Annotated in this window: 19 protein-coding genes; 9 read left to right on the plus strand and 10 right to left on the minus strand. The window is 67.6% G+C overall.

Translation table 11 applies throughout. From position 1 onward, the window contains the following. Positions 1-61 precede the first annotated feature (61 nt). The 3 genes from ndk to PKE72_RS17135 all read right to left on the minus strand — a co-directional run bounded on the left by ndk (position 62) and on the right by PKE72_RS17135 (position 1,335). Positions 62-481 (minus strand): nucleoside-diphosphate kinase, encoded by a 420-nt coding sequence (ndk, locus tag PKE72_RS17125; RefSeq protein WP_271166563.1) that lies wholly within the window; start codon positions 479-481, stop codon positions 62-64. 78 nt (positions 482-559) lie between these two features. Beyond that, positions 560-1,003, minus strand: a complete 444-nt coding sequence (locus PKE72_RS17130) for a type II toxin-antitoxin system VapC family toxin (RefSeq protein WP_271166564.1) — start codon at positions 1,001-1,003, stop codon at positions 560-562. Positions 1,004-1,044: 41 nt separating this feature from the next. Then, on the minus strand, positions 1,045-1,335 hold the full coding sequence (locus PKE72_RS17135; protein ID WP_271166565.1) for a type II toxin-antitoxin system Phd/YefM family antitoxin: 291 nt from the start codon (positions 1,333-1,335) through the stop codon (positions 1,045-1,047). A 47-nt stretch (positions 1,336-1,382) separates the two neighbouring features. On the opposite strand from PKE72_RS17135, the gene PKE72_RS17140 reads away from it, so the two are divergent. Further along, a complete protein-coding gene (locus PKE72_RS17140; protein ID WP_271166566.1) occupies positions 1,383-3,272 on the plus strand; it encodes an ABC-F family ATP-binding cassette domain-containing protein in 1,890 nt (629 codons plus the stop codon). Between the two features lie 166 nt (positions 3,273-3,438). Here the strand turns inward: PKE72_RS17140 and PKE72_RS17145 are convergent, their stop codons facing one another. Next, positions 3,439-4,140, minus strand: coding sequence for an AIM24 family protein (locus PKE72_RS17145; RefSeq protein ID WP_271166567.1), 702 nt, complete (start codon positions 4,138-4,140; stop codon positions 3,439-3,441). A 128-nt stretch (positions 4,141-4,268) separates the two neighbouring features. Here PKE72_RS17145 and PKE72_RS17150 point away from each other — a divergent pair, with 128 nt between their 5' ends. Both PKE72_RS17150 and PKE72_RS17155 read left to right on the plus strand, forming a co-directional pair. Then, the gene (locus PKE72_RS17150) at positions 4,269-5,069 is read left to right on the plus strand and encodes a DUF4198 domain-containing protein (RefSeq protein ID WP_271166568.1); all 801 of its coding nucleotides are present in this window, start codon (positions 4,269-4,271) and stop codon (positions 5,067-5,069) included. Between the two features lie 109 nt (positions 5,070-5,178). Further along, on the plus strand, positions 5,179-8,241 hold the full coding sequence (locus PKE72_RS17155) for a DUF3857 domain-containing protein (RefSeq protein ID WP_271166569.1): 3,063 nt from the start codon (positions 5,179-5,181) through the stop codon (positions 8,239-8,241). Positions 8,242-8,423: 182 nt separating this feature from the next. On the opposite strand, the gene PKE72_RS17160 is transcribed toward PKE72_RS17155, so the two are convergent. Beyond that, positions 8,424-8,939, minus strand: coding sequence for an SRPBCC family protein (locus PKE72_RS17160; protein WP_271166570.1), 516 nt, complete (start codon positions 8,937-8,939; stop codon positions 8,424-8,426). A gap of 101 nt (positions 8,940-9,040) precedes the next feature. Here PKE72_RS17160 and PKE72_RS17165 point away from each other — a divergent pair, with 101 nt between their 5' ends. Then, positions 9,041-9,940: a LysR family transcriptional regulator gene (locus tag PKE72_RS17165; RefSeq protein ID WP_271166571.1), complete on the plus strand. Its 900-nt coding sequence runs from the start codon at positions 9,041-9,043 to the stop codon at positions 9,938-9,940. A gap of 45 nt (positions 9,941-9,985) precedes the next feature. Here the strand turns inward: PKE72_RS17165 and PKE72_RS17170 are convergent, their stop codons facing one another. Continuing rightward, the gene (locus PKE72_RS17170; RefSeq protein ID WP_271166572.1) at positions 9,986-12,475 is read right to left on the minus strand and encodes a glycoside hydrolase family 3 protein; all 2,490 of its coding nucleotides are present in this window, start codon (positions 12,473-12,475) and stop codon (positions 9,986-9,988) included. 241 nt (positions 12,476-12,716) lie between these two features. Further along, complete coding sequence (locus PKE72_RS17175; protein WP_271166573.1) at positions 12,717-14,081, minus strand: alpha/beta hydrolase family protein; 1,365 nt, start codon at positions 14,079-14,081, stop codon at positions 12,717-12,719. 90 nt (positions 14,082-14,171) lie between these two features. Here PKE72_RS17175 and PKE72_RS17180 point away from each other — a divergent pair, with 90 nt between their 5' ends. Beyond that, on the plus strand, positions 14,172-14,963 hold the full coding sequence (locus PKE72_RS17180; RefSeq protein ID WP_271166574.1) for a LytTR family DNA-binding domain-containing protein: 792 nt from the start codon (positions 14,172-14,174) through the stop codon (positions 14,961-14,963). Positions 14,964-15,030: 67 nt separating this feature from the next. Here the strand turns inward: PKE72_RS17180 and PKE72_RS17185 are convergent, their stop codons facing one another. Then, positions 15,031-15,240 (minus strand): DUF3126 family protein, encoded by a 210-nt coding sequence (locus PKE72_RS17185; protein ID WP_008261149.1) that lies wholly within the window; start codon positions 15,238-15,240, stop codon positions 15,031-15,033. Between the two features lie 205 nt (positions 15,241-15,445). Between PKE72_RS17185 and PKE72_RS17190 the strand changes: the two genes are divergently transcribed. Both PKE72_RS17190 and PKE72_RS17195 read left to right on the plus strand, forming a co-directional pair. Next, positions 15,446-16,246, plus strand: a complete 801-nt coding sequence (locus PKE72_RS17190) for a DeoR/GlpR family DNA-binding transcription regulator (RefSeq protein WP_271166575.1) — start codon at positions 15,446-15,448, stop codon at positions 16,244-16,246. A 10-nt stretch (positions 16,247-16,256) separates the two neighbouring features. Continuing rightward, positions 16,257-17,405, plus strand: coding sequence for an MFS transporter (locus tag PKE72_RS17195; protein WP_271166576.1), 1,149 nt, complete (start codon positions 16,257-16,259; stop codon positions 17,403-17,405). 35 nt (positions 17,406-17,440) lie between these two features. Here PKE72_RS17195 and cysE read toward each other — a convergent pair whose 3' ends face one another. Together cysE and PKE72_RS17205 are read right to left on the minus strand one after the other, a co-directional pair. Further along, positions 17,441-18,262, minus strand: a complete 822-nt coding sequence (gene cysE, locus PKE72_RS17200; protein ID WP_271166577.1) for a serine O-acetyltransferase — start codon at positions 18,260-18,262, stop codon at positions 17,441-17,443. 20 nt (positions 18,263-18,282) lie between these two features. Then, complete coding sequence (locus PKE72_RS17205; RefSeq protein WP_271166578.1) at positions 18,283-18,909, minus strand: NUDIX domain-containing protein; 627 nt, start codon at positions 18,907-18,909, stop codon at positions 18,283-18,285. Between the two features lie 45 nt (positions 18,910-18,954). On the opposite strand from PKE72_RS17205, the gene PKE72_RS17210 reads away from it, so the two are divergent. Further along, positions 18,955-19,548: a nitroreductase family protein gene (locus tag PKE72_RS17210; protein WP_271166579.1), complete on the plus strand. Its 594-nt coding sequence runs from the start codon at positions 18,955-18,957 to the stop codon at positions 19,546-19,548. A 68-nt stretch (positions 19,549-19,616) separates the two neighbouring features. Then, complete coding sequence (locus tag PKE72_RS17215; RefSeq protein WP_271166580.1) at positions 19,617-20,384, plus strand: EAL domain-containing protein; 768 nt, start codon at positions 19,617-19,619, stop codon at positions 20,382-20,384. Positions 20,385-20,494: the final 110 nt, after the last annotated feature.

Here is a 20,494-nt window from a genome sequence, read left to right on the forward strand (position 1 = left end):
GACGCGGGCCTCTGTATCTTCGCGCTACGCTCGGGACGCGGTCCCTCGCGGCTTGAGCGCCTTAGCCGACGATCTGGTCTTCGGTGAAGAACTGCGCGATCTCGAGCTTGGCGTTGTCCTGGCTGTCCGAGCCGTGGACCGAGTTCTCGCCGATCGACAGGGCGAATTGCTTGCGGATCGTGCCTTCGGCAGCCTGTTCCGGGTTGGTGGCGCCCATGACTTCACGATAGGCGGCGACGGCGTTTTCGCCTTCCAGCACCTGCACGACCACCGGCTCGGCGGTCATCTGCTCGACCAGTTCGCCGTAGAACGGACGCTCGGCGTGAACTTCGTAGAACTTCTTGGCCTGGTCGGTCGACAGCTTGACGCGGCGCTGGGCCACGATGCGCAGGCCGGCGCCTTCGATCACGGCGTTGATCGCGCCGGTCAGGTTGCGGCGGGTCGCGTCGGGCTTGATGATCGAGAAGGTGCGTTCGGTCATGGGAATTGACTTCTTGTTAGGGAGATTAAGGGTCGCGGGCTTATAGCGACGCCCCGCCCCCGCGCCAAGCCCGTCTTATCAGCAGGCGATGGCGCGCACGTGACCGGCGGCGGCATAATCCAGAATGGCGCGGTCGCGGGTGACGAGCGGCACATCCAGTTCGCGCGCTATGGCGATCATCAGCCGATCAGCCGGATCGCCATGGATCGGCTCCGGCAGGTTCCACGCCGCAAACGCGATCTGATGGTTCATCGGAGCGATCCGAACCCCCGGCGCGCTGAGGACATTGTCGAACCAGCTCGCGGCGTCGGGTTGAAACAATCGCCCTGTCGGGCTTTGCCGATTGCGCGCCAGCAGTCCGATCTCCCATGCGGAGACCACAGACACGAGGATTCCGTCTTCTGCCTGCGCGGACTGTATTGCGGCCCGCGCCTCCGAGCCCAGGTCGCGATCCAGTTGCGCCCGAATGATCGCATTGGTGTCCAACAGAATTGCAGCTTGGGCCTGCCCGGCCTTGGACATAGCCCCCAGCCCTCGCCCCACGGCCCTTATCGGCCTCAAGCTCAACGCAGACCGCTCATCGGGTCACAGACGCCATCCACTTCGGGGTCATAGATGGGACCGTCGATGTCCAGATCGTCCGGCAGACTGACGCTTCCAGCCTGCCAGCCGATGAAGTCGCCTCTATCCGCTGGCGCAGCAGCACCCGCCACTACCGCCACTTCCTTGCCGCGCTTGGTGATGCGAACCCTGCGGATCTCGCCCGAGTTCACGCGATCGAGCAGGTCCAGGCACTTGGCCTTGAACTCCGTGGCCGTTATGACGACCTCGCCGCTAACAAGATCATACGTCATGACTGGTCATATAGAGATGACCGGTCAGAAAGTCCATTGCGCCTCCCATGCTCCAGATCACCGACCTGACCTTCAACGCCTGGGGCCGCAAATTCCTCGTGGACGCCTCCGTCAGCCTGCCGCCCGGTTCCAAGGTCGGTCTGGTGGGCCGCAACGGCATCGGCAAGTCCACCCTGTTCAAACTGATCCTGGGCGAGCTTCACGCCGCCGGCGACGAGATCAGCCTGCCCAAGACCGCCCGCATCGGCTCGGTCGATCAGGAACACCCGGCCACCCCCGTCAGCGTCATCGACACCATCCTTGAGGCCGACGTCGAACGCCACACCCTGCTGGGCCGGCTGGAGACCGCTGAGCCGGAAGAGATGGGCGAGATCTGGTCGCGCCTGATCGAGATCGACGCCGACGCCGCCCCGGCCCGCGCCGCCGAAATCCTGGTCGGCCTCGGCTTCGACCAGGAGAACCAGGCCCGACCCATGTCCGAGTTCTCGGGCGGCTGGCGCATGCGCGTCGCCCTGGCCGCCGCCCTGTTCGCCGAGCCGGACATGCTGCTGCTCGACGAACCGACCAACTACCTCGATCTGGAAGGCGCCCTGTGGCTCGAGGCGCGGCTGAAGAAATACCCGCACACCGCCCTGATCATCTCCCACGACCGCGAGATGCTGAACGAGGTCTGCACCCATATCCTGCACCTCGCGAACCACACCCTGACCCTCTACACCGGCAACTACGACGCCTTCGAAAAGGCCCGCGCCGAGAAGGCCCGGCTGCAGCTGTCGGCCAAGGCCAAGCAGGACGCCGAACGCGCCCACCTCCAAGCCTTCGTCGACCGGTTCAAGGCCAAGGCCTCCAAGGCCGCCCAGGCCCAGTCGCGGATGAAGCGGCTGGAGAAGATGCAGCCCGTCGCCACCACGATCGAGGAACGGGTCGCCCCCTTCACCCTGCCCTCGCCGCCGCGCCCACTGGCCCCGCCGCTGATCCGGCTGGAGCGGGCCAATGTCGGCTATGACGTCGGCAAGCCGATCCTGCGCAATCTGAACCTGCGGATGGATCTGGACGACCGGATCGGTCTGCTGGGCGTCAACGGCGCCGGCAAGTCCACGTTCGCCAAGATGATCGCCGGCGCCCTGAACGTGTCCGAGGGCGAACTGCACCGCGACAGGAAGATGCGCGTAGGCTGGTTCCACCAGCACCAGATCGAGGCGATGGACCCCACCGACACCCCGCTGGAGATCATCCGCCGCGCCATGCCGGACGCGCCCGAAAGCGCCCGCCGCTCCAAACTGGCCCAGTTCGGCCTGGGCTATGAAAAACAGGAGACAACGGTCGACAGCCTGTCGGGCGGCGAGCGCGCCCGCCTCCTGCTGAACATGGTGGCCATGGACGCGCCCCACGTCCTGATCCTCGACGAACCGACCAACCACCTGGACATCGACAGCCGCCGGGCTCTGCTCGACGCCCTGAACGACTACAACGGCGCCGTCATCCTGATCACCCACGACCGCTCGCTGATGGAGATGGTGGCGGACCGGCTGTGGCTGGCCGCCGACGGCACGGTCAAGCCGTTCGACGGCGACATGGACGACTACGCCAAGTTCGTGCTGGACCGCGCCAAACAGGCCATCGCCAAGCCCAGCCAGATCAAGAAGGAAGAGGCCGCCGCCGCTCCCGCCGCCCAGAACAACAAGGGCAAGAAGAACGACCGCAAATCAGGGCCTTCGCCCTCGACCCTGCGTCACGCGGTCAAGAAGGCGGAGGAGACCATGGCCCGCCTGACCGCCGAAATCGCCCGCATCGACGACGACATGGCCACCGCCTCGGTCAACAATCCCAAGGCCCTGGAAGGCCTGACCCGCGCCCGCGCCAAGACCGAGGCCGACCTCGCAACGGCCGAAGCCGCCTGGGTCGCGGCGGAAGAGGCGCTCGCCGAGGTGGCGTAGAGCCAAGTCGTCGCCCCTACCCCTTCATCTCCGTCATCCTAGGGCTTGTCCCTAGGATCCATAGGCCCGGTATCAAACGGCGGCGCATGCTACGGATACACCGGGAGTCTGGATCCTCGCCACAAGGGCGACGATGACGGCTTGAGAAGCGGCCGCCTGCCGCCCGTCAGCCCCCGCTGCTGGCCTGCATATAGGTTTCCTCATAGGGCTGGACCACGACCCAGCCCTCGCCTTCGAACTTCATCTGGATGCTCTCGCCCGAGCCCCGGCCCATCAGGGTTTTGAACGAGATGTCGGTGGCGATCTCCGGCGACAGGCCGCCTGACCAGGCCACGGTGGCGTTCGGATCGGTGAACACCGGCCCGGTCGCCGCGCTGACCTTGAGGATCAGCGGATCATAGTGAGAGGTGATGGCCACAATGCCGCTGCCGCTCAGCTTCACATTGAACAGGCCGCCGGACATCATTCCGGCGACCCGCTTCATCATGGTGATCTGGTTGCTGACGCCGGTCTCTAGCGCCAGCACATCATTGCCGTTGGCGAAGATGGTCTCGTTGTCGAGCCGCAGCAGGGTGATCTTCTTGCCCGTATCGGCCAGATAGACCCGCCCCTGGCCCTCCATCTTCATCAGCACCATGCCCTCGCCGCTGACCGCCTTCTTCAGCAGATTGCCGAGCCCCTGCTCCATCAGGCCCTGGCGCGTAAACTTCACCTGACCGGTCCGCGCCACCATGGCGCCGGACTTGGCCCAGACCGACCCGTTCAGCCGCACCTCCAGCAGATACGGGTTCTCCAGCTCAAAGGCCTCGGGGCTGACGTCCTTCTCCCTATAGGCGGAGACGAATTCGGCGACGGTCTTGACGGGCATGGAAACCTCAAAAGCGGGGATGTCTGAACCGCCAGCCTGCCCGCGCACGACCCGGTCGTGCAAGCTGAAATGAATTGCAAACGACTCTCAATCTTATAATCTCCCGCCCGAAAGCGGAGGAACGCCCCATGACCCGACCCACCATCCACGCCGGCCTGCTGGCCTCCCTCCTGGCGGTCTGGAGCGCCGGGGCGGCCCAGGCCCACTCCCCCTATCTGCGGCCGAACCTGTTCGACGCCGGTCGGCGTGACCACGTCACGGTCGAGGCCGCCTTCACCGAGGATGTCTTCAACGCCGAAGTGGTCATGCGCTCCGACAGCTTCCACGTCGTCGGCCCCAATGGCGCTGCGCCGATAAGCGCCGTCACCTATCTGCGCGACCTGGCGGTGTTCGAGGCGCCGACCCCGGTGGACGGCCTGTACCGCCTGTCGTCCGGCCCCCGCGCCGGCCGCGCAGCCAAGATGTACAACACCCCCTCCGGCTGGAAGATGGTCGGAGAGGAAGACACGCCGCCCCCGCCCGACGCCGAACTGGTCGATGTCCAGAGCATCACCGTCGCCGAGGTCTATGTCGTGCGCGGCGCCCCCGACGACGCCGCCCTGAAACCCACCGGCCAGGGCCTTGAACTCCAGCCCCTGATCCAGCCGAACGCGATCGTGGCCGGCGAAGACGCGAGCTTCCGCCTGCTGTTCGACGGCCAGCCCCTGGCCAACGCCCCCGTCACCGTCTTCCGCGAAGCCGGCCTGTACGACGGCAAGAAGATCGAGGCCGAAACCGCCACCGACGCCTCGGGTGTCGTGACCCTGCGCGTCTCAGCCCCCGGCGCCTATATGACCCAGGTCCGCCACCGCACCGCCGCCCCGGCCGGCAGCCTCACCCCCTACCGCAGCTACACCCACACCCTGACCTTCATCGCCGACGCGGGGTGATTGCGCCCTCGCCTGATCGATGTTCGTCAGAGACTCCTGAATGAAACCTGTGGTCTATGGCGTCCGGCGGTCGTCGTGCTAGGCATCGGACGACCAGGGGGATTTGGGCATGAGACGGTTCTTGATGGCGGCTGCGGCCGCGTGGGTGATTTCGGCTGCGGCGCCGACGTGGGCGCAGGAAGTCGAGCGGGCGCCGGCGCCGGTCTGGGTTGTCGCCTCGTCGCCCAGCCCGCGTCCGGCGGTCACTGACGACGCTCCCATTCGGGTTCTTTCCGTCGACGATCAGGTCCACTTCGACGCCGACGGCGTGCATGTTTACTACGGCCGTCGCTCCCTGGTGCAGACCGCCCAGGGCCTCTCGAACCTCAACAATGTGACCGCGACCTGGGACCCGTCGTCCGAGACGGTTCAGGTTCACGCCGTGCGCATCCTGCGCGGCGATCAAGTCATCGACGTGCTTCAGGATCAAAGCTTCCAGATCATCCAGCGCGAGAACAATCTGGAATCCTCGATGTTGGACGGCCGGCTGACCGCCACCCTCCAGCCTCGCGACCTGCGGGTCGGGGACATTCTGGAGACCGCCTTCACCATTCACGACACGGGCGGCGTGCTCGCCCCACACCAGGAAGACCTCGTCAACGCCAACTCTGGCCTGAAGATCGATCACTATCGCCTGCGCGCCAGCTGGCCCGTCGGCAGCCCGCTCAGGGTCGAGGCCGCCGAACCTTGGGCCGATATCCAACCGCGGCGGATCGGCGGAAACCAGGTCTTCGAAATCGACGCGCGCGACCTCGCGCCGGTCCGGCTGCCGGACGACCTGCCCGGTCGTTTCAGAATGCCGCGCATCGTTCAGTTCACGGACTTCGCCGACTGGAGCGCCCCCTCCGCCCTGATGGCGCCCCTCTATGAACGCGCCTCGACTCTGGAGGCGGGCTCGCCCCTCACGGCGCTGATCGAGGAAATCCGCGCCGCCCAGGCCACGCCTGAAGCGCGCGCCGCAGCCGCCCTTCGTCTGGTCCAGGACGAGGTGCGCTACCTGGCCCTGTCCATGGGCGAAGGCGGCTATGTGCCCACCGCCGCCGACGAGGTCTGGCGCAGCCGCTACGGCGACTGCAAGGGCAAGACCGTGCTCCTGCTCGCCCTGCTGCACGGCCTGGGCATCGAGGCCGAAGCGGTCCTGGTCAGCACCGAAAACGGCGACGGCCTGCCCGAGCGGCTGCCCGCCATGGCCTGGTTCGATCACGTTCTCGTTCGGGCCATCATCGACGGGAAACCCTACTGGATGGACGGCGCTTCGAGCGGCGACCGGACGCTGGAGGACCTGACCCCGCCCGATTATCGGTGGGCCCTGCCGATCAAGGCGCAAGGGGCCGCCTTCGAGCCCATCGTCCAGCCGCTGCTTAGGACGCCGGGTTTCGAGACCACGACAACCCTGGACGCCACAGCCGGGCTGGACGCCCAAGCGCCCTTCACCATGGACCTGGCCTATTATGGCGGCGCCGCCCTGCAGATGCGCCGCCAGATGAGCGCCGTCACGCGCGAGCAACTGCAAACCGCCATGACCGCCTCCGTCGAAGACAAGAACGACGCCGTGAAGGTCGAAACCGTCGACACCCGCTACGACGACGACTCCAACGTCTTTCACATCCTGATCGGCGGTAAGATCCGGATGACCTGGGTCAACGGCGTCGGCGGCGGACGCGTCATGGGCCTGCCCGAGGTCTCCGTCTTCATCTCCCATCAGGACGAACGCACGGGCCTGCTGGCCCAATACAAGGACCAGCCCTACGCCATTTCCCACCCCTATATGAACCGCACCTCCGTGCGCGTCCTCCTGCCGAACGGCGGCGTGGGCTTCAGGCTGGAAGGCGGCGACCAGACGGTGGAAGGCGGCGGCTATCGGGTGTCTCGTCAGGCCAGCCTGAATGACGGCGTCGTCGAGGCTGTGCGAACCATCACCAGCCTGACACCAGAGATCACGGCCGAAGACATGGCCCAGGCCCGCACCCGCGCCAAGGCTATGGTCGACACGGTGCTGCGCCTGCGCGCGCCCGCCGGCTATCAGGCCACAGCCGCTGACCGCGCCCGTCTGGCCCCGGGCGACGACGATGTCGCCGAGCTGATCGAACGGGCAGAAAACCTCAGCCAGAGCGGCGACGCGGAAGGCGCCTTGGCCCTGCTGGACACGGCCGTGACCGCCGAACCCGACAACGCCGAGGCGCGTCGCAAACGAGCGGAGGTGCGCCTGTACGAGAGAGACTACGCCGGCGCCCGGGCCGACTATGACCATGCCGTCGATCTGGACCCGGCCGATGTCGACGCCGCCGTGGGTCAGGGCCGGGTCGCCCTGGTCGAGGGGCGATACCCCGACGCCGTCGTCAGCTTCACCGTGGCCCTGCGCCTGGATCCGACTCAGACCAGCGCCCTGTCCGGTCGTGGAGAGGCCTACTACCAACTGGGCCGGTTCGACCGGTCGCTTGGCGACTACCGCGCCCTGAAAACCGCAAGCCCGGATGACGACAGCGGCCTGTGGGGCGAGGCGCGGGCCCTGGGTCGCCTGGGTCGCGCCGAAGAGGCCCGCACCCAGATCGCCGCCAAGCTGAAAGACACGCCCGAAAGCTATGCGGCCCTGGATCGGTTGCTCACCCTAGGCAAGGCCGACGGACGCCTGCGTGAGGCCCTGCCCGCGCTCGACGCCGGCCTGACGGCCTCCCCCGACAACTTCGGTCTTCTGTCCCTGCGCGGTGAAGCGCGCGCCGCCCTGGGCGACGCCGCCGGCGCCCGGTCGGACTTCGACGCCATGCGCCGACTGGCCGGCGGCGATTCCGCCCTGATGAACGGCGTGTGCTGGAGTCAGGCCATCAGCGGCTTCGACCTGGACCAGGCTCTGGCCGATTGCGACATCGCCGCCGAATCCGGCGTCGCCGCCTTCGTGGACAGCCGCGCCATGGCCCTGCTCCACCTGGGCCGCTTCGACGAGGCCAAGACCGCCTACGACCAAGTTCTCGCCACCCTGCCCAACCTCCCCGCCTCCCTCTACGGCCGCGGCCTGGCTCGACAGGCCCTGGGCGACACGGGCGGGCAGGACGACCTGGACCGCGCCAAGGCGCTGGACATCGACGTGGGCGAGAAGTTCGAGGTCTTCGAGGCGCGGCGCAAGACGGCGCAATAGAAACGGGCGTCTAGGCGCGGCGCCGTTCGAAACAGCCGGCCGCCAAGCCCGAGCCGCTGACCAGCATCGCCTGATGGCGGTAGAGCGACTGTCGCCGCCTCCTTATGACGACCGAACATTAGGGTGGCGGGGGTTTGGTGAAATCGGATTGCGGATAGGCGCTTGGACATCTCGCTTTGGCGCTATGCCTTAGCGGCGCGTGCGGCGGCGATCATACCGTCCAACCACTCCTGATGGCCGTTGATCATCGGGTTGGGGACGGCCTTTGCCAGATCCTTGGCGGGAGCGCCGTTCTGGGTTTCCTGGGTCAGGATGCGGACACGGTCGCCTGAGAGGTCTTCGATCAGCCAGGCGTGATGCACATCCAGGCGGTCCGCCGCACCCTCTTCACCCGACCAGCCGTGCCAGGCCACACGGGCCGGCTGGCCCTTGACCGGAGCGACATGTTCTACGACCTGGGATTCGACCGGGAAGCCGAAGGTGCTGAAGAAGAAGCGGACGCCGTTCTCAAGCTCGGGCCCCTTGTCGTCGTAGAAGCGGACGTCGGCGCTGTTCTTGTAATAGTCCGGCCACCGGGTCGGAATGTTCAGGAAGGGCCAGATGTCCGCCGTCGTCAGACCCGTCACGATGACTTCGTTGGAGCAGTAGTTGTCGGTGAAGCCCGGGACATAGCCGGCAGGCCAGATGATGTCGCTCATGTCGATCTCCTCTTTTCATCGCCGTTGCGGCGTTTGGTGGTGGGAGAATGGGCGCGCATCACATATAAAACCAATCGCCATTATGTATCCCAACTATCATTATGACTGATATCAAGACCGTCGATCTGAACCTGCTCAAGGCGCTTCACGCCTTGCTGGAAACCCGATCCGTCACCCGGGCGGCGGAACGGCTCGGCCTGACCCAGCCGGCGGTGAGCGGGATGCTGACGCGGCTGCGGGAGACGTTCGGCGACCCGCTGTTTGTCCGGACCCAGCGCGGCGTCCTGCCCACGCCCCGGGCCGAAGCCCTAGCGGCGCCGCTTCGAGAGACCTTGTTCGGGATCGAAGCTATGCTGACGCCAAAGGAATTTCGGCCGGCCGAGGCGGCTCTGACGGTGAGGATCGCCGCCACCGACTATGCGCAGAAGGCCGTGCTCGTCCCCTTCGTCGCCGCGCTACGGAGCGCCGCGCCACAGGTGCGGACCTCGGTCCGCCCTGTCGATCTCGCAAGCCTGGGGCCGCAGATGGAGAGCGGCGATCTGGATATGGCGCTGGTGACGCCGGATATGGCGCTCGACACCATGCGCAGCCGCACCCTGTTCGAGGAGCACTATGTCTGCGTCATGCGGCGAGGCCATCCCGCCGCCGGGGCGCCGCTGGATCTGGAGACGTTCTGCAGCTTGGATCACGCCCTCATGTCGCACGACGGATCGCAGTTTCGCGGCGCGACGGACAAGGCGCTCGCCGCCGTCGGGCGCAGCCGCCGCGTGGCCGCGGTCGTGCCAAGCTTTCTCGTGCTGATCGACTTGGTTCGGCACTCGGACCTGACCGCCATGGTCCCCAGTCGGCTGGTGGCAGACGCGACGGACCTGGTGATCCAACCGCCGCCCCTGACGGTCTCCGGCTTCACCAAAATCCTGACATGGCACGAACGCCTTCAAAGCGATCCGGCCCAGCAATGGCTGCGTGACACCTTGGCACGGTGCGTCGGGACGGCTTAGCCTTTCCTCAGGCGACACAGGCGGCCTTGCGACCGCCGCCAGCCCTCACGCCGGACAGCGCGTCTCCGTCTGGCTGGAGTCCAGCTTGATCTCCGACACCGACACCGTCAGCCTCCCGCTGGTCGCCATGTGGAACGGAACCTCGACCTTCGACAGATCTCCGCCGTCGGTGCGGAAACAGGTCAGGGGGATGCGGGCCTCGCGCCATTGACCGACTGGCGCCGCGCGCAGCAGGCCGGTCAGGTCCACCGCCCCGCCGCCCAGCTTGAAGGCCACCGGCGCGCTAGGCGCGGCGTCCACGCGGTAGCGGAAGCCCAGGGCCACCGCCCCATTGGCCTGACGCGTCAGATCGACCGGCGTGCCCCAGATCTCGATGCTGGCGACGCCGGCGCCGGCGAAGGCGAACTGCTGGCCGCTTTCCTGGGCCAGGTCGTCAACCGGGCGCGAGGCCACGCCGGCGCGCGGGCTGGTCGCCGTCTTGGCCGTGCCTGGTCGGGTCTGGCCCCCGGCGTCGTTCAGCAGCAGGCTCCACGGCGACACGAACCGGCCGTCGACGAAATAGCGGTCCAGATTGGTCGCCTGGGCCGAGACCCCGCTCTCCTCCGACAGCATCCCCACCGTCGCCGGGGCGGCGTAGCTGAGGCCATACCCATAGGCGAACTGCGGGTCATAGCCCGGCTGGCCGTGGTTCAGCGGCGTCCCCGTCGCATCCTTGGGCCAGCTAAACGACAGCTTGCCGATGAAGTCGTTGCGCGGCTTGCCGTCGGCCCCGCCCACCAGGATGTCGGCGACCCCGCCGCCCTCGGTCCCCGGCAGCCAGGCGGCGACAAAGGCGTCCGACGCATTGATCTCCGGATTGGTCCACATCGGCCGCCCCGACAGGAAGACCGAGACGGTCGGGATCCCCGCCGCCTTCAATCGCTTGAGCGTCTCCAGCGGCGCGCTGGGCACATAGTCCAGATTGTCCACATCACCTTGGAACTCGGCATAGGGGGTCTCGCCAAAGACGACGATGGCGACGTCTGGCTTCTGGGTGAAGCTCCCGTCCGCGCTCAGGGTCGCGGTTCCGCCCCCGGCCTTGACCGCCTCTTCGATCCCGCCCCAGATCGACTGGCCTTGGGGGAAGTCGGCGTTGGAATTGCCCGTCCCCTGCCAGCTCAGGGTCCAGCCGCCCGAGGCCTGGCCGATGTCGTCGGCCGCTGTGCCCGCCACCAGGACCCGCGCATTGGCCCGGACCGGCAGGACGCCGTCATTCTTTTGCAGGACCAGCGACTTGCGCACCGCCTCGCGCGCCAGGGCGCGGTGCGCGGGCGAGGCCAGTTCTTCGAACCGGCCCTCCATCGGCCGCGTAGGTTCGAACAGGCCGGTCTTGACCTTGGCGACCAGGATGCGGCGCACCGCCTCGTCCACCCGCGTCATCGGGATCTCGCCCGACCTGGCCTGGGCCAGGGTCGAGGCGTACAGCGGCTTCCAGCTGTCGGGCGCCATCAGCATGTCGATGCCCGCATTGACCGCCAGGGCGCAGCTCTCATTGGTGCAGCCCGGCAGTTGCCCATGGGCGTTCCAGTCGGACACGACGAAGCCCTTGAACCCCAGCGGCCCCCGCAACACGTCGGTCAGCAGGGTCGGGTTGCCCGAGTGCTTGTAGCCGTTCCAGCCCGAGAAACTGGCCATGATCGACAGCACGCCCGCGTCGATGGCCTGGACATAGCCGCCCAGGTGCACGTCAATCAGCTCCTGCTCCGTGCCCCGGAAATCGCCCTGGTCCTCGCCCTCGAAGGTGCCGCCGTCGGCCAGGAAGTGTTTCGCCGATCCGGCGATATGGCCCGGCGACAGCGGCCGGCCCGGCTGCAGTTCGCCCTGAAGCCCCAGGGTCATCGGCCCGGCGTAGGACCGCTGGACCTCGGGGTCTTCGGCGTAGCCCTCGTAGGACCGACCCCAGCGGTCGTCGCGCGGCACGGCCAGGGTCGGGCCGAAGGTCCATTCCGCCCCCGTGACCGCCACCTCCAGCGCCGTCGCGGCCCCGATGCGCCGGATCAGGTCCGGATCGCGCGCCGCGCCCAGGCCGATGTTGTGCGGGAAGATGGTCGCGCCGGGGACGTTGTTGTGCCCGTGCACCGCATCGATGCCGTAGATCAGCGGAATGGTCGTTCCCCCGCGCGCTTCGTTGGCGGCACGGAAGGCGCGGGCCAGGTCCAGCCATTTCTGCGCCGTCGCCTTGTCGTCCCCCCACGGGCCGGAGCTGCCGCCCGCCAGGATCGAGCCCAGCGGATAGGTCTTCAGATCGTCCGGCGTGATCGAGGCGATGTCGGCCTGGATCAACTGCCCCACCTTCTCCTCCAGCGTCATCTTGGCCATCAGTTCGGTGACGAAGGCCTCGGTCCGCGCGTCGCTGATCGCCGCCGGGGTCGCCGCATGGGGCCACAGGGCCGGATGGGCCCGCGAGGCCTCGGGAACCGCAGCCGTCTGGGCAAAGGCAGGGACGCTGCCGCCTACGGCCAGGGCCAGCACCATCAGGGACACAGTCGCGCGCATCGGATTTTCCTCGCAGGATGAACCAGGAGGCGTGCGTCTGACGGATCGGAAGACAGGCGGACAGGCGCGGCGGAACGACGACGTTCCGACCCTTCACCCTGTGCGTCTGCTCCCGAGCGATCGATCCGCCGCCCTTTCGGCGCAGATTAGGGACGGGACGCGGCGAACCGTCAAGCCATTTTTGAGAACGTTCTCAGGATCGCCCCGCGCACGATGTCGCAGGGCGAGCCCGAACCGCATTTCACGGGCTGGGCGTCGCCAGCAGACGCCCCTCGCCATATACGCCGCCCAGCCGCCCCGTCCGCGCCCAATCCAGCACGGCCCGATAATAGCCGGGCGCATAGCCGATCGCGGTGCGCTTGCCGTCCGCCGCCGTCTCGAACCGGACAATGCCGTGGTCGGTGTCGGGGTATTCCAGCAGGGTGACCGGCCGCCCCTGGGCCGCCAGGTCGATCAGCCTTTGCCGCGTGGCGTCGGGCGGCGCGCCGGTGTCATCCTCCGCCTGGATCCACAGCATGGGCGCGTCCAGACGGCTCAGCACCGGCAGCGGGTCATAGTCCCACGAGGTTCCGACATCGAGCGCCGGGGCCATGGCGACGATCTGGTCGTTCGGCGTGTTCAGCAAAAAGCCGGTGAACTCGCCCCTGATGTCGGCGAACCAGGGCTGGCCGCGATATCTGGCCCGAACGGCCTCCAGACCGTCGAAGCCGACCGCGCCGTGCGAAGCGATGAAGGCCCCGGTCACATCGGTGATCTCGCGCGCCTGTTCCAGCACATCGGCGCCCCAGCCCTTGGCCTTCAGGTCCAGCATCACCTGGTCGCTGTCCTCGGCCAGCGCGCCATAGGCCAGGCCGAAGCCCACGGTGACGAAGTCCACCGGCGTCAGGCTGGCGGCCAGCGGCGCGAGCCAGCCGCCCTGGCTGGCGCCGTGAAGGCCGACACGGCCCGCACGATCTCCGGCCAGCCGACGGGCTTCGATCACAGCAGCGGCGGCGTCCTCGGCCAGCACATGGAAGTCCTGGGTGTAACGCCCCTCCGATCCGCCCGAGCCCCGCTTGGCGTAGACGAAGACGCCCACGCCCTCGGCGGGGGCGAACCGCTGGAAGGCGTTGAAGTCCAGCGCATTGGCGCCTTCCGAACCATGCACCTCGACCATGATGGGGACCGGCCCGTCGCCCGGCGGAAGGATCAGCCGTCCTTTCAGGTGCGTCCCGCCATGGCCGACGAAACGCGCCTCGCGCACATCCAGAGCCAGCCAGCGGCCGGTCTGACCCTCAAAAGCAATCCGTCCCTCTTCGCAGGGTCCAAGCTGAGGCTGCGGACCTTCGACGCGATCGGTGAACCCCAGGGTGCTGATCCAACGACCCTGGGCGTCCAGCATCATCCTGGCCGTGGACCCGTCCAGCCGACGCCACCTCAGCCCCGCGTCCGCCAGCGGCGCGACATCCACCCAACTGCCGTCGCCCAGCCGATAGACGCCGACATGACAGACCACGGCCGGATCGGGCCGCGCATCGACGTCGGCTCCCGGCGCCTGGGCCAAGGCTGGGGCGGCGACGGTGGAGACGATGAGGGTCAGGGCGGCGATGAGCCAGGATTGCGACATGGGTGTTCCGATCAGGGGTTGGTTCTCGCCCAACGCCATTGCCGCGCGGCCGTCGGCTCGCTAGGCCCGACTTCGCGAACGGCGCCGTGGGTGCGCGAACGGGACGGCATGGGCCACAGGGCGAAGAGCATCATCGGAGCGAAGTCCGCGCGAGGCTGGGCCGTCGACGCCGTCATGCTCGCCGCCATGGGGCTGTTGCTGGGTTTCCTCGGCCCCTTCGACTCGGACGATACGCCCCTCGCGCCCCGCTACGCCTATTGGCTGACCTGTATGCTGGGCGGCGGGCTGATCGCGGTCGCGGTGGACGAGAGCCTGGGCCGGCGCCTGCCCGCCCTGTGGAGACGGGTTGTCGTCACCTCGGCGCTCGCCACGCCGCTGGTGACCCTGTTCGTCGTCGTGACCCAGCACCTGATGTTCGCAGAGCGGCGCTGGTCGATCTATCTGCCGCTGCTCTGGCAAGTCTGGCCCATCATGCTGGCCGCCATGGCGGTCAGGGCCCTGGTCTGGCGTCGGCTTCCCACGCGGGTCGAGACCCGCACCCTCGTCGTCCTGCCCCTGCCTGAGGCCGAGGCGGTCTTCCGCCGCAGACTCTCGGCCAGACGCCGCAGCGCCCGACTGATCGCCATCGAGGCGCACGACCATTATCTGAGGGTCCATACCGATGCCGGCGCAGAGTTGATCACCCTGCGGTTCGCCGACGCGCTGAACGAGCTGTCACGCGCGCACGGATGGCGGGTCCACCGCTCATGGTGGGTGGCGGCCGATGCGGTGGAAGAGGTGCGCTGGCGGCGCGGGACGGGCGAAATCCGCCTCGTCGGCGGCCTGACGGCGCCGGTCAGCCGGACCCACGGCCCCGTGCTGAAAGCGGCGGGCTGGCTCTAGAGGCCCCCGCCCGCCGTCGTGCGTGATCGCCCGGTCTACGCCGGACGATCACGAATGGGACGACAGCCTATTCCGGCAGGTCTTCGGCCAGGATCGCCATCTCGAACATGAACGAGCCTTCCTCGTCCTCGTCCTCGAAGACGATGCCGATGAACTCGTCGCCGACATAGACTTCGGCCGAGTCGTTCTGCTTGGGACGGGCCTTCACGATGATGCCGCCGGTGTTGAAGGTGCGCTTGAGGTGGGCCTCGATGCGCTTCAGGTCGGTGTCTTTCACAGGGGGCCTCATAGTCTTGGGTTGGCGGCGGACCCTAGAGAAGTCGGGCCTGAAGGGAAACCAGCGCCGGACATTTTCCGCAGCAGCGGGGTTAGTCCCTGTACAACGCCGCCCCGCCAACAAAGCGTTCACCAATCAGGCTCCATCCAAAACGTGCAAGAATGCGCATTTGCAATTCAGAACGTGCAAAAGTATATGCACGTTTATGCACATCAAAACGGCACCCGAGCGGCGACGCGATATCATACTCGAACGCCTGGCCGCTGATCAGCCGGTCATGGCCAATCAGCTGGCGGAAGAATTCGGTGTCTCCGAGGACGCGATACGCCGCGATCTCCGCGATCTGGCCGAGGCCGGAAAATGCCGCCGCGTCTATGGCGGCGCCCTGCCCCTGAACGACGCCCCGCCCTTCATCGACCGGGTCGACCGCGACTTCCCCGCCAAAAGATCTCTGGCCCGGGCGGCGACGTCGCTGATCGCGCCGGACCAGACCGTCTATATCGACGCCGGCACCACCCACCTGCTGCTGGCGGAGTCCCTGGTGCGCGGTCAGCCCGTCTCCGTCGTCACCAATTCCGTCGCCGTCGCCGCCGCCATCTATCGGCGGCCCGAGGTCAAACTGTTCCTGATCGGCGGCCACGTCGACCCAGACCTTGACGGCGCGCTCGGCGCCACGGCGACGGCCCAGGTGGCGCAGTATCGACCGGCGCTGACCTTTATCGGCGCTTGCGCCGCCGATCCAAGCGCGGGGATCTCCGCCCTTGATGATCGGGAGGCCGAACTGAAACGGGCCGCCGCCGCCGCCGGCCAGCGACTGGTCGCCCTGGTCACGAATGACAAGCTTGGCCGGGTCGCCCCCCACCACGTCGCCTCCTGCGCGACCCTCGACACGCTGATCGTTGAACATGACGCGCCAGACGCCCTGTGCGCCGGCTTCCAATCCGCCGGCGTCACCGTGATCCGGGCAGCGCGCGCCTTGGACCTCATGCCGCGTCACGCCGGGTAGAAAGACGAAAATGATCACATCGAACGACCGGCCGCAGACGCGTTTGGCGACCCGTCTCGCCTTTCTGGCGGCAGGATTCGGCCTGGCCAGCTGGGCGCCGCTGGTGCCCTTCGCCAAGGCGCGGCTGGGTGTCGATGACGGCGCATTGGGCTTGTTGCTGCTGTGCCTCGGCCTGGGCTCTGTCCTGGCCATGGCCCTGACCGGCGTGGCCAGCGCCCGCTACGGCGCGCGGCCAGTCATCGTGCTAGGTGGCCTGCTGATGGCCGCCGCCCTGCCCTTCCTGGCCCTCGCATCAACGCCCCTGACCCTGGGCCTTGTCCTGTTCGTCTTCGGGGCGGGTCTCGGCTCGCTGGACGTCGCCATGAACATTCATGCTGTCGATGTCGAGAAGGATGCGCCGAGTCCACTGATGTCCGGCTTCCACGCCCTGTTCAGCATCGGCGGCTTCGCCGGTGCGGCCTTCGTCACCGCCCTGCTGTCGATGGGAGTCGCGCCAGTGGCCTGCGCTTTCGCCGGGGCCGTCGGCGTGGGCGCGACGATTCTGTTCGCCTGGCCCCGTCTGCTGAAAGCCAAAGTCGCCCTGGACACGCCCCTGTTCGCGGCTCCACGGGGCGTCGTCCTGGTGTTGGCCGCTCTGGCGGCTGCGACCTTCCTCGCCGAAGGGGCGATACTGGACTGGAGCGCCCTACTGATCACTGACGCCGGCTTGGTCGCCCTGTCGCAGGGCGGGATCGGCTATATCGTGTTCTCAATCGCCATGACGACGGGACGTTTCGTCGGCGACGGCGTAACCGCGCGTCTGGGCGATTTCCGCACCCTGTTCTGGGGCGGTCTGATCGCCTTGAGCGGGTTCGCCCTCCTGCTTCTGGCGCCGGCCGCGCCTGTCGCCATAGGCGGCTTCGTGCTGATCGGCCTGGGTGCGTCGAACATCGTGCCGGTGCTGTTCCGCCTGGCCGGCCGCCAGACCGTCATGCCTTCCGGCCTGGCGGTCGCGGCGATCACGACCACGGGCTACGCCGGCATTCTGATCGGACCGGCAGGCCTGGGTTTCGTCGCCCATCTCACGGGCCTGAAAGCGGCTTTCTGGATCCTGGCGGCCTTGATGGCCTTGGTCCCGCTTTTCGCCCGCACCGTGACGCGGACCGTCGCCCAGCAATAGAGGAATAGCCCTCCGTGGAAGAGCCGCTCTTCCCCTCAGATCACGAAGTCGTACACCACGTCCGCCAGCGTATGGTCCATCGTCCGCGCCGGTTCCGCACTGGTCGGGCAGTTGACCAGCCGCGCCGGCACCCCCGCCACGGTGCAGCCCGAGGGCACATCCTTCAGCACCACCGAGCCGGACGCCACCTTGGCGTAGTCGCCGACGTGGATATTGCCCAGCACCTTGGCCCCGGCGCCCAGCAGCACCCCCTTGCCGATCTTGGGATGGCGGTCGCCGCGCTCGGCGCCCGTGCCGCCCAGGGTGACGTTGTGCAGCATCGAAACGTCGTCGCCGACCACCGCCGTCTCGCCGATGACGATGCCGGTGCCGTGGTCCAGGAACAGCCCCTTGCCCAGCCGCGCGGCCGGATGGATGTCCAGCTGGAACAGTTCGGAGATCCGGCTCTGGAAATGGAAGGCCAGGGTCTCGCGCCCCTGCCCCCACAGCCAATGGGCCACGCGCCAGCCCTGAAGCGCCTGGAAGCCTTTGAAATACAGGAAGGGCTGCAACAGGTTGCGAATGGCAGGGTCGCGCTCGGCCACCGCCTGCAGATCGGCCTCGGCCGCCGCGACCATGGCCGGGTCGGCGACGAAAGCCGACAGGCAGACCTCGCGCACCGACATGGCGCTCATTTCCCCGTCGGCCAGTTTGCGGGCGATCTGGAAGCTGAGGGCGCCGGCTAAATCGTCGTGCGACAGGATGACGGCGTTCATCTGCGAGCCCAGCTGGGGCTCCTCGCGCGAGGCGGCCTCGGCCGATGCGCGCAGCTGGCGCCAGACGCTGTCGGTGTCCGCGACGATTTCAAGCTTGGCCATGCCGGGCTCCTTCGACGACATCATACCCGCCCCAGCATGGCCTGCGCCAGCGCCGGAGGCAGTTCCCCGTTATGGGCCATATGATAGGCCTTGTAGGCGGTCGCCACCGTCAGGCTGTCGCGCACCGTCCCGCGCCCGATCTCCTCCAGGAGATCGAGGAAGGGAACCCGCACCACGGCGATCACCTCGGTCGGGTCCGGCGCCACCGGCACGGGACTCAGTCCCCAGGCGATCCAGGTGTGGGCCATCTCGGTCGTGACCGAGTTCGACAGCTCCATCGTCAGGGCCGGAACCCACTGCGCCGCCTCGAGCCCCGCCTCCTCGGCCAGTTCGCGCCGGACCCCGTCGAACGGATCCTCGCCCAGGGGCGCCCCGCCCTCGGGCATTTCCCAGGAGTAGTTCCCAAGGGCGAACCTCTGTTGCCCCACCAGCACCACCGTCCCGTCGTCATGCACCGGCAGTACGCCCGTCGCCGCGTTTTTGGGCCGCATCACGGCGTAGTCGCCAGGATTGCCGGTCGGGGCGAGGACCCTGTGCCGGGTCAAGCGTATCCAAGGGTTCTCGAACACCGTCTCCTCGGTCTCGGCGCGCCAGGCCGGCGGTTTCGCCAGACCCGCAGCCCATTTCGGCTCGTCGGAATTGCTCATGCCCGAACTATGGCGAATGCGGCCTCGAAAGCCTAGCTAGGCGGCATGACCGAGCTGAACCAGCCCCTGCCCGCTCCCGTCCCGTCGCAGGAATTGCGCGACCGCCTGGCCCAGCGCCGCTCCGCCCCAGCCCAGGCCCTGGCCGCCCCCGGCCCTACGGACGCGGAACTGGACGAAATCCTGACCCTGGGCGCCCGCACCCCCGACCACGGCAAGCTTTTCCCTTGGCGGTTCGTGGTCCTGGGCCCCCTCAGCCGCGCCGAGATCGCCGAAAAACTGACCGTCCTGGCCGAACTTCACAACCGGCCGGCCAAGCACCAGGCGGTCCTGGCCAAGCTGACCGCCGCCCCTGTCACCATCCTGGTCGTCTCGGCCCCCGTTCCCAACGCCAAGCCGATCTGGGAGCAACACTTGTCGGCCGGCGCCGTCTGCATGAACCTGGAACACGCCGCCGGCGGCTTCGGCTATTCCTCCAGCTGGATCACCGACTGGTACAGCTATGACCCCCAGGCCACCGCTCTGTTCGGCCTGACCGAAGGCGAAACCGTCGCCGGATTCATCCATATCGGCACCCTGACCGAACCCGCCCTGGAACGCCCCCGCCCGGACATGGCCGCCAAGGTTACGCGCCTGCCCTAAGCGGAGCAGTGGCGGATATTAATCTTTCCTCTCTAACATCAGCGCCTTAACTGGAGACGTTACGGCCGATGTCCTGTGTGGGTTGCAAAGACGGAGCGGGCTTCGACCTGCCCATCACCATGGCGTTTCAGCCCATTGTCGATGTGGCCACCCAGACGGTCTTCGCCTACGAGGCCCTGGTGCGCGGCAAGGACGGTGCCGGCGCCGGTCAGGTCCTGGCGCAGATTTCCGCCGACAACCGCTACGCCTTTGACCAGGTCTGCCGCACCACCGCGATCGAACTGGCGGCAGGCCTCGACATGACCGCCCAGGGCGCGAACCTGTCGATCAACTTCCTGCCTAACGCCGTCTATGAACCGCGCGCCTGTATCCGCACCACCTTGGCCGCCGCCATGCGCACCGGCTTCCCGGTCAACCGGATCATCTTCGAGTTCACCGAGAGCGAGGCGATGGACGCCGATCACATCCTGAACATCCTGCGCTCCTATCGGGCCATGGGGTTCAAGACCGCCATCGACGACTTCGGCGCCGGCTATGCGGGCCTGGGTCTGCTGGCCCTGTTCCAGCCGGACATCGTCAAGCTGGACATGGCCCTGATCCGCGACATCGACACCGACCCGGTCAAGCGCACCATCGTGCGCAACACCCTGAACATGCTGCGCGACCTGGGCGTCGAGCCGGTCTGCGAAGGGGTCGAGACCCTGGCCGAACACGACGTCCTGCGCGACCTGGGCGTCGATCTTATGCAAGGCTATCTCTTAGCCAAGCCGGCGGTCGAGGCCCTGGCCCCGGTCGCCTGGCCTCGCGCGACAACCTCACTGGCCCGCACCGCCTGAACCTTCTTTCTCCGGCCGGTGCACCAGGTCTTGGCGCCCGTGAGAAGACGACGCCCCCCAGGACTTCTTGGAGAAGACGTTGGGTCACTCCTTCTCCCCTTGCGGGAGAA

It is taken from the genome of Brevundimonas intermedia, assembly GCF_027922165.1.
GTDB classification, from domain to species: Bacteria; Pseudomonadota; Alphaproteobacteria; order Caulobacterales; family Caulobacteraceae; genus Brevundimonas; species Brevundimonas intermedia.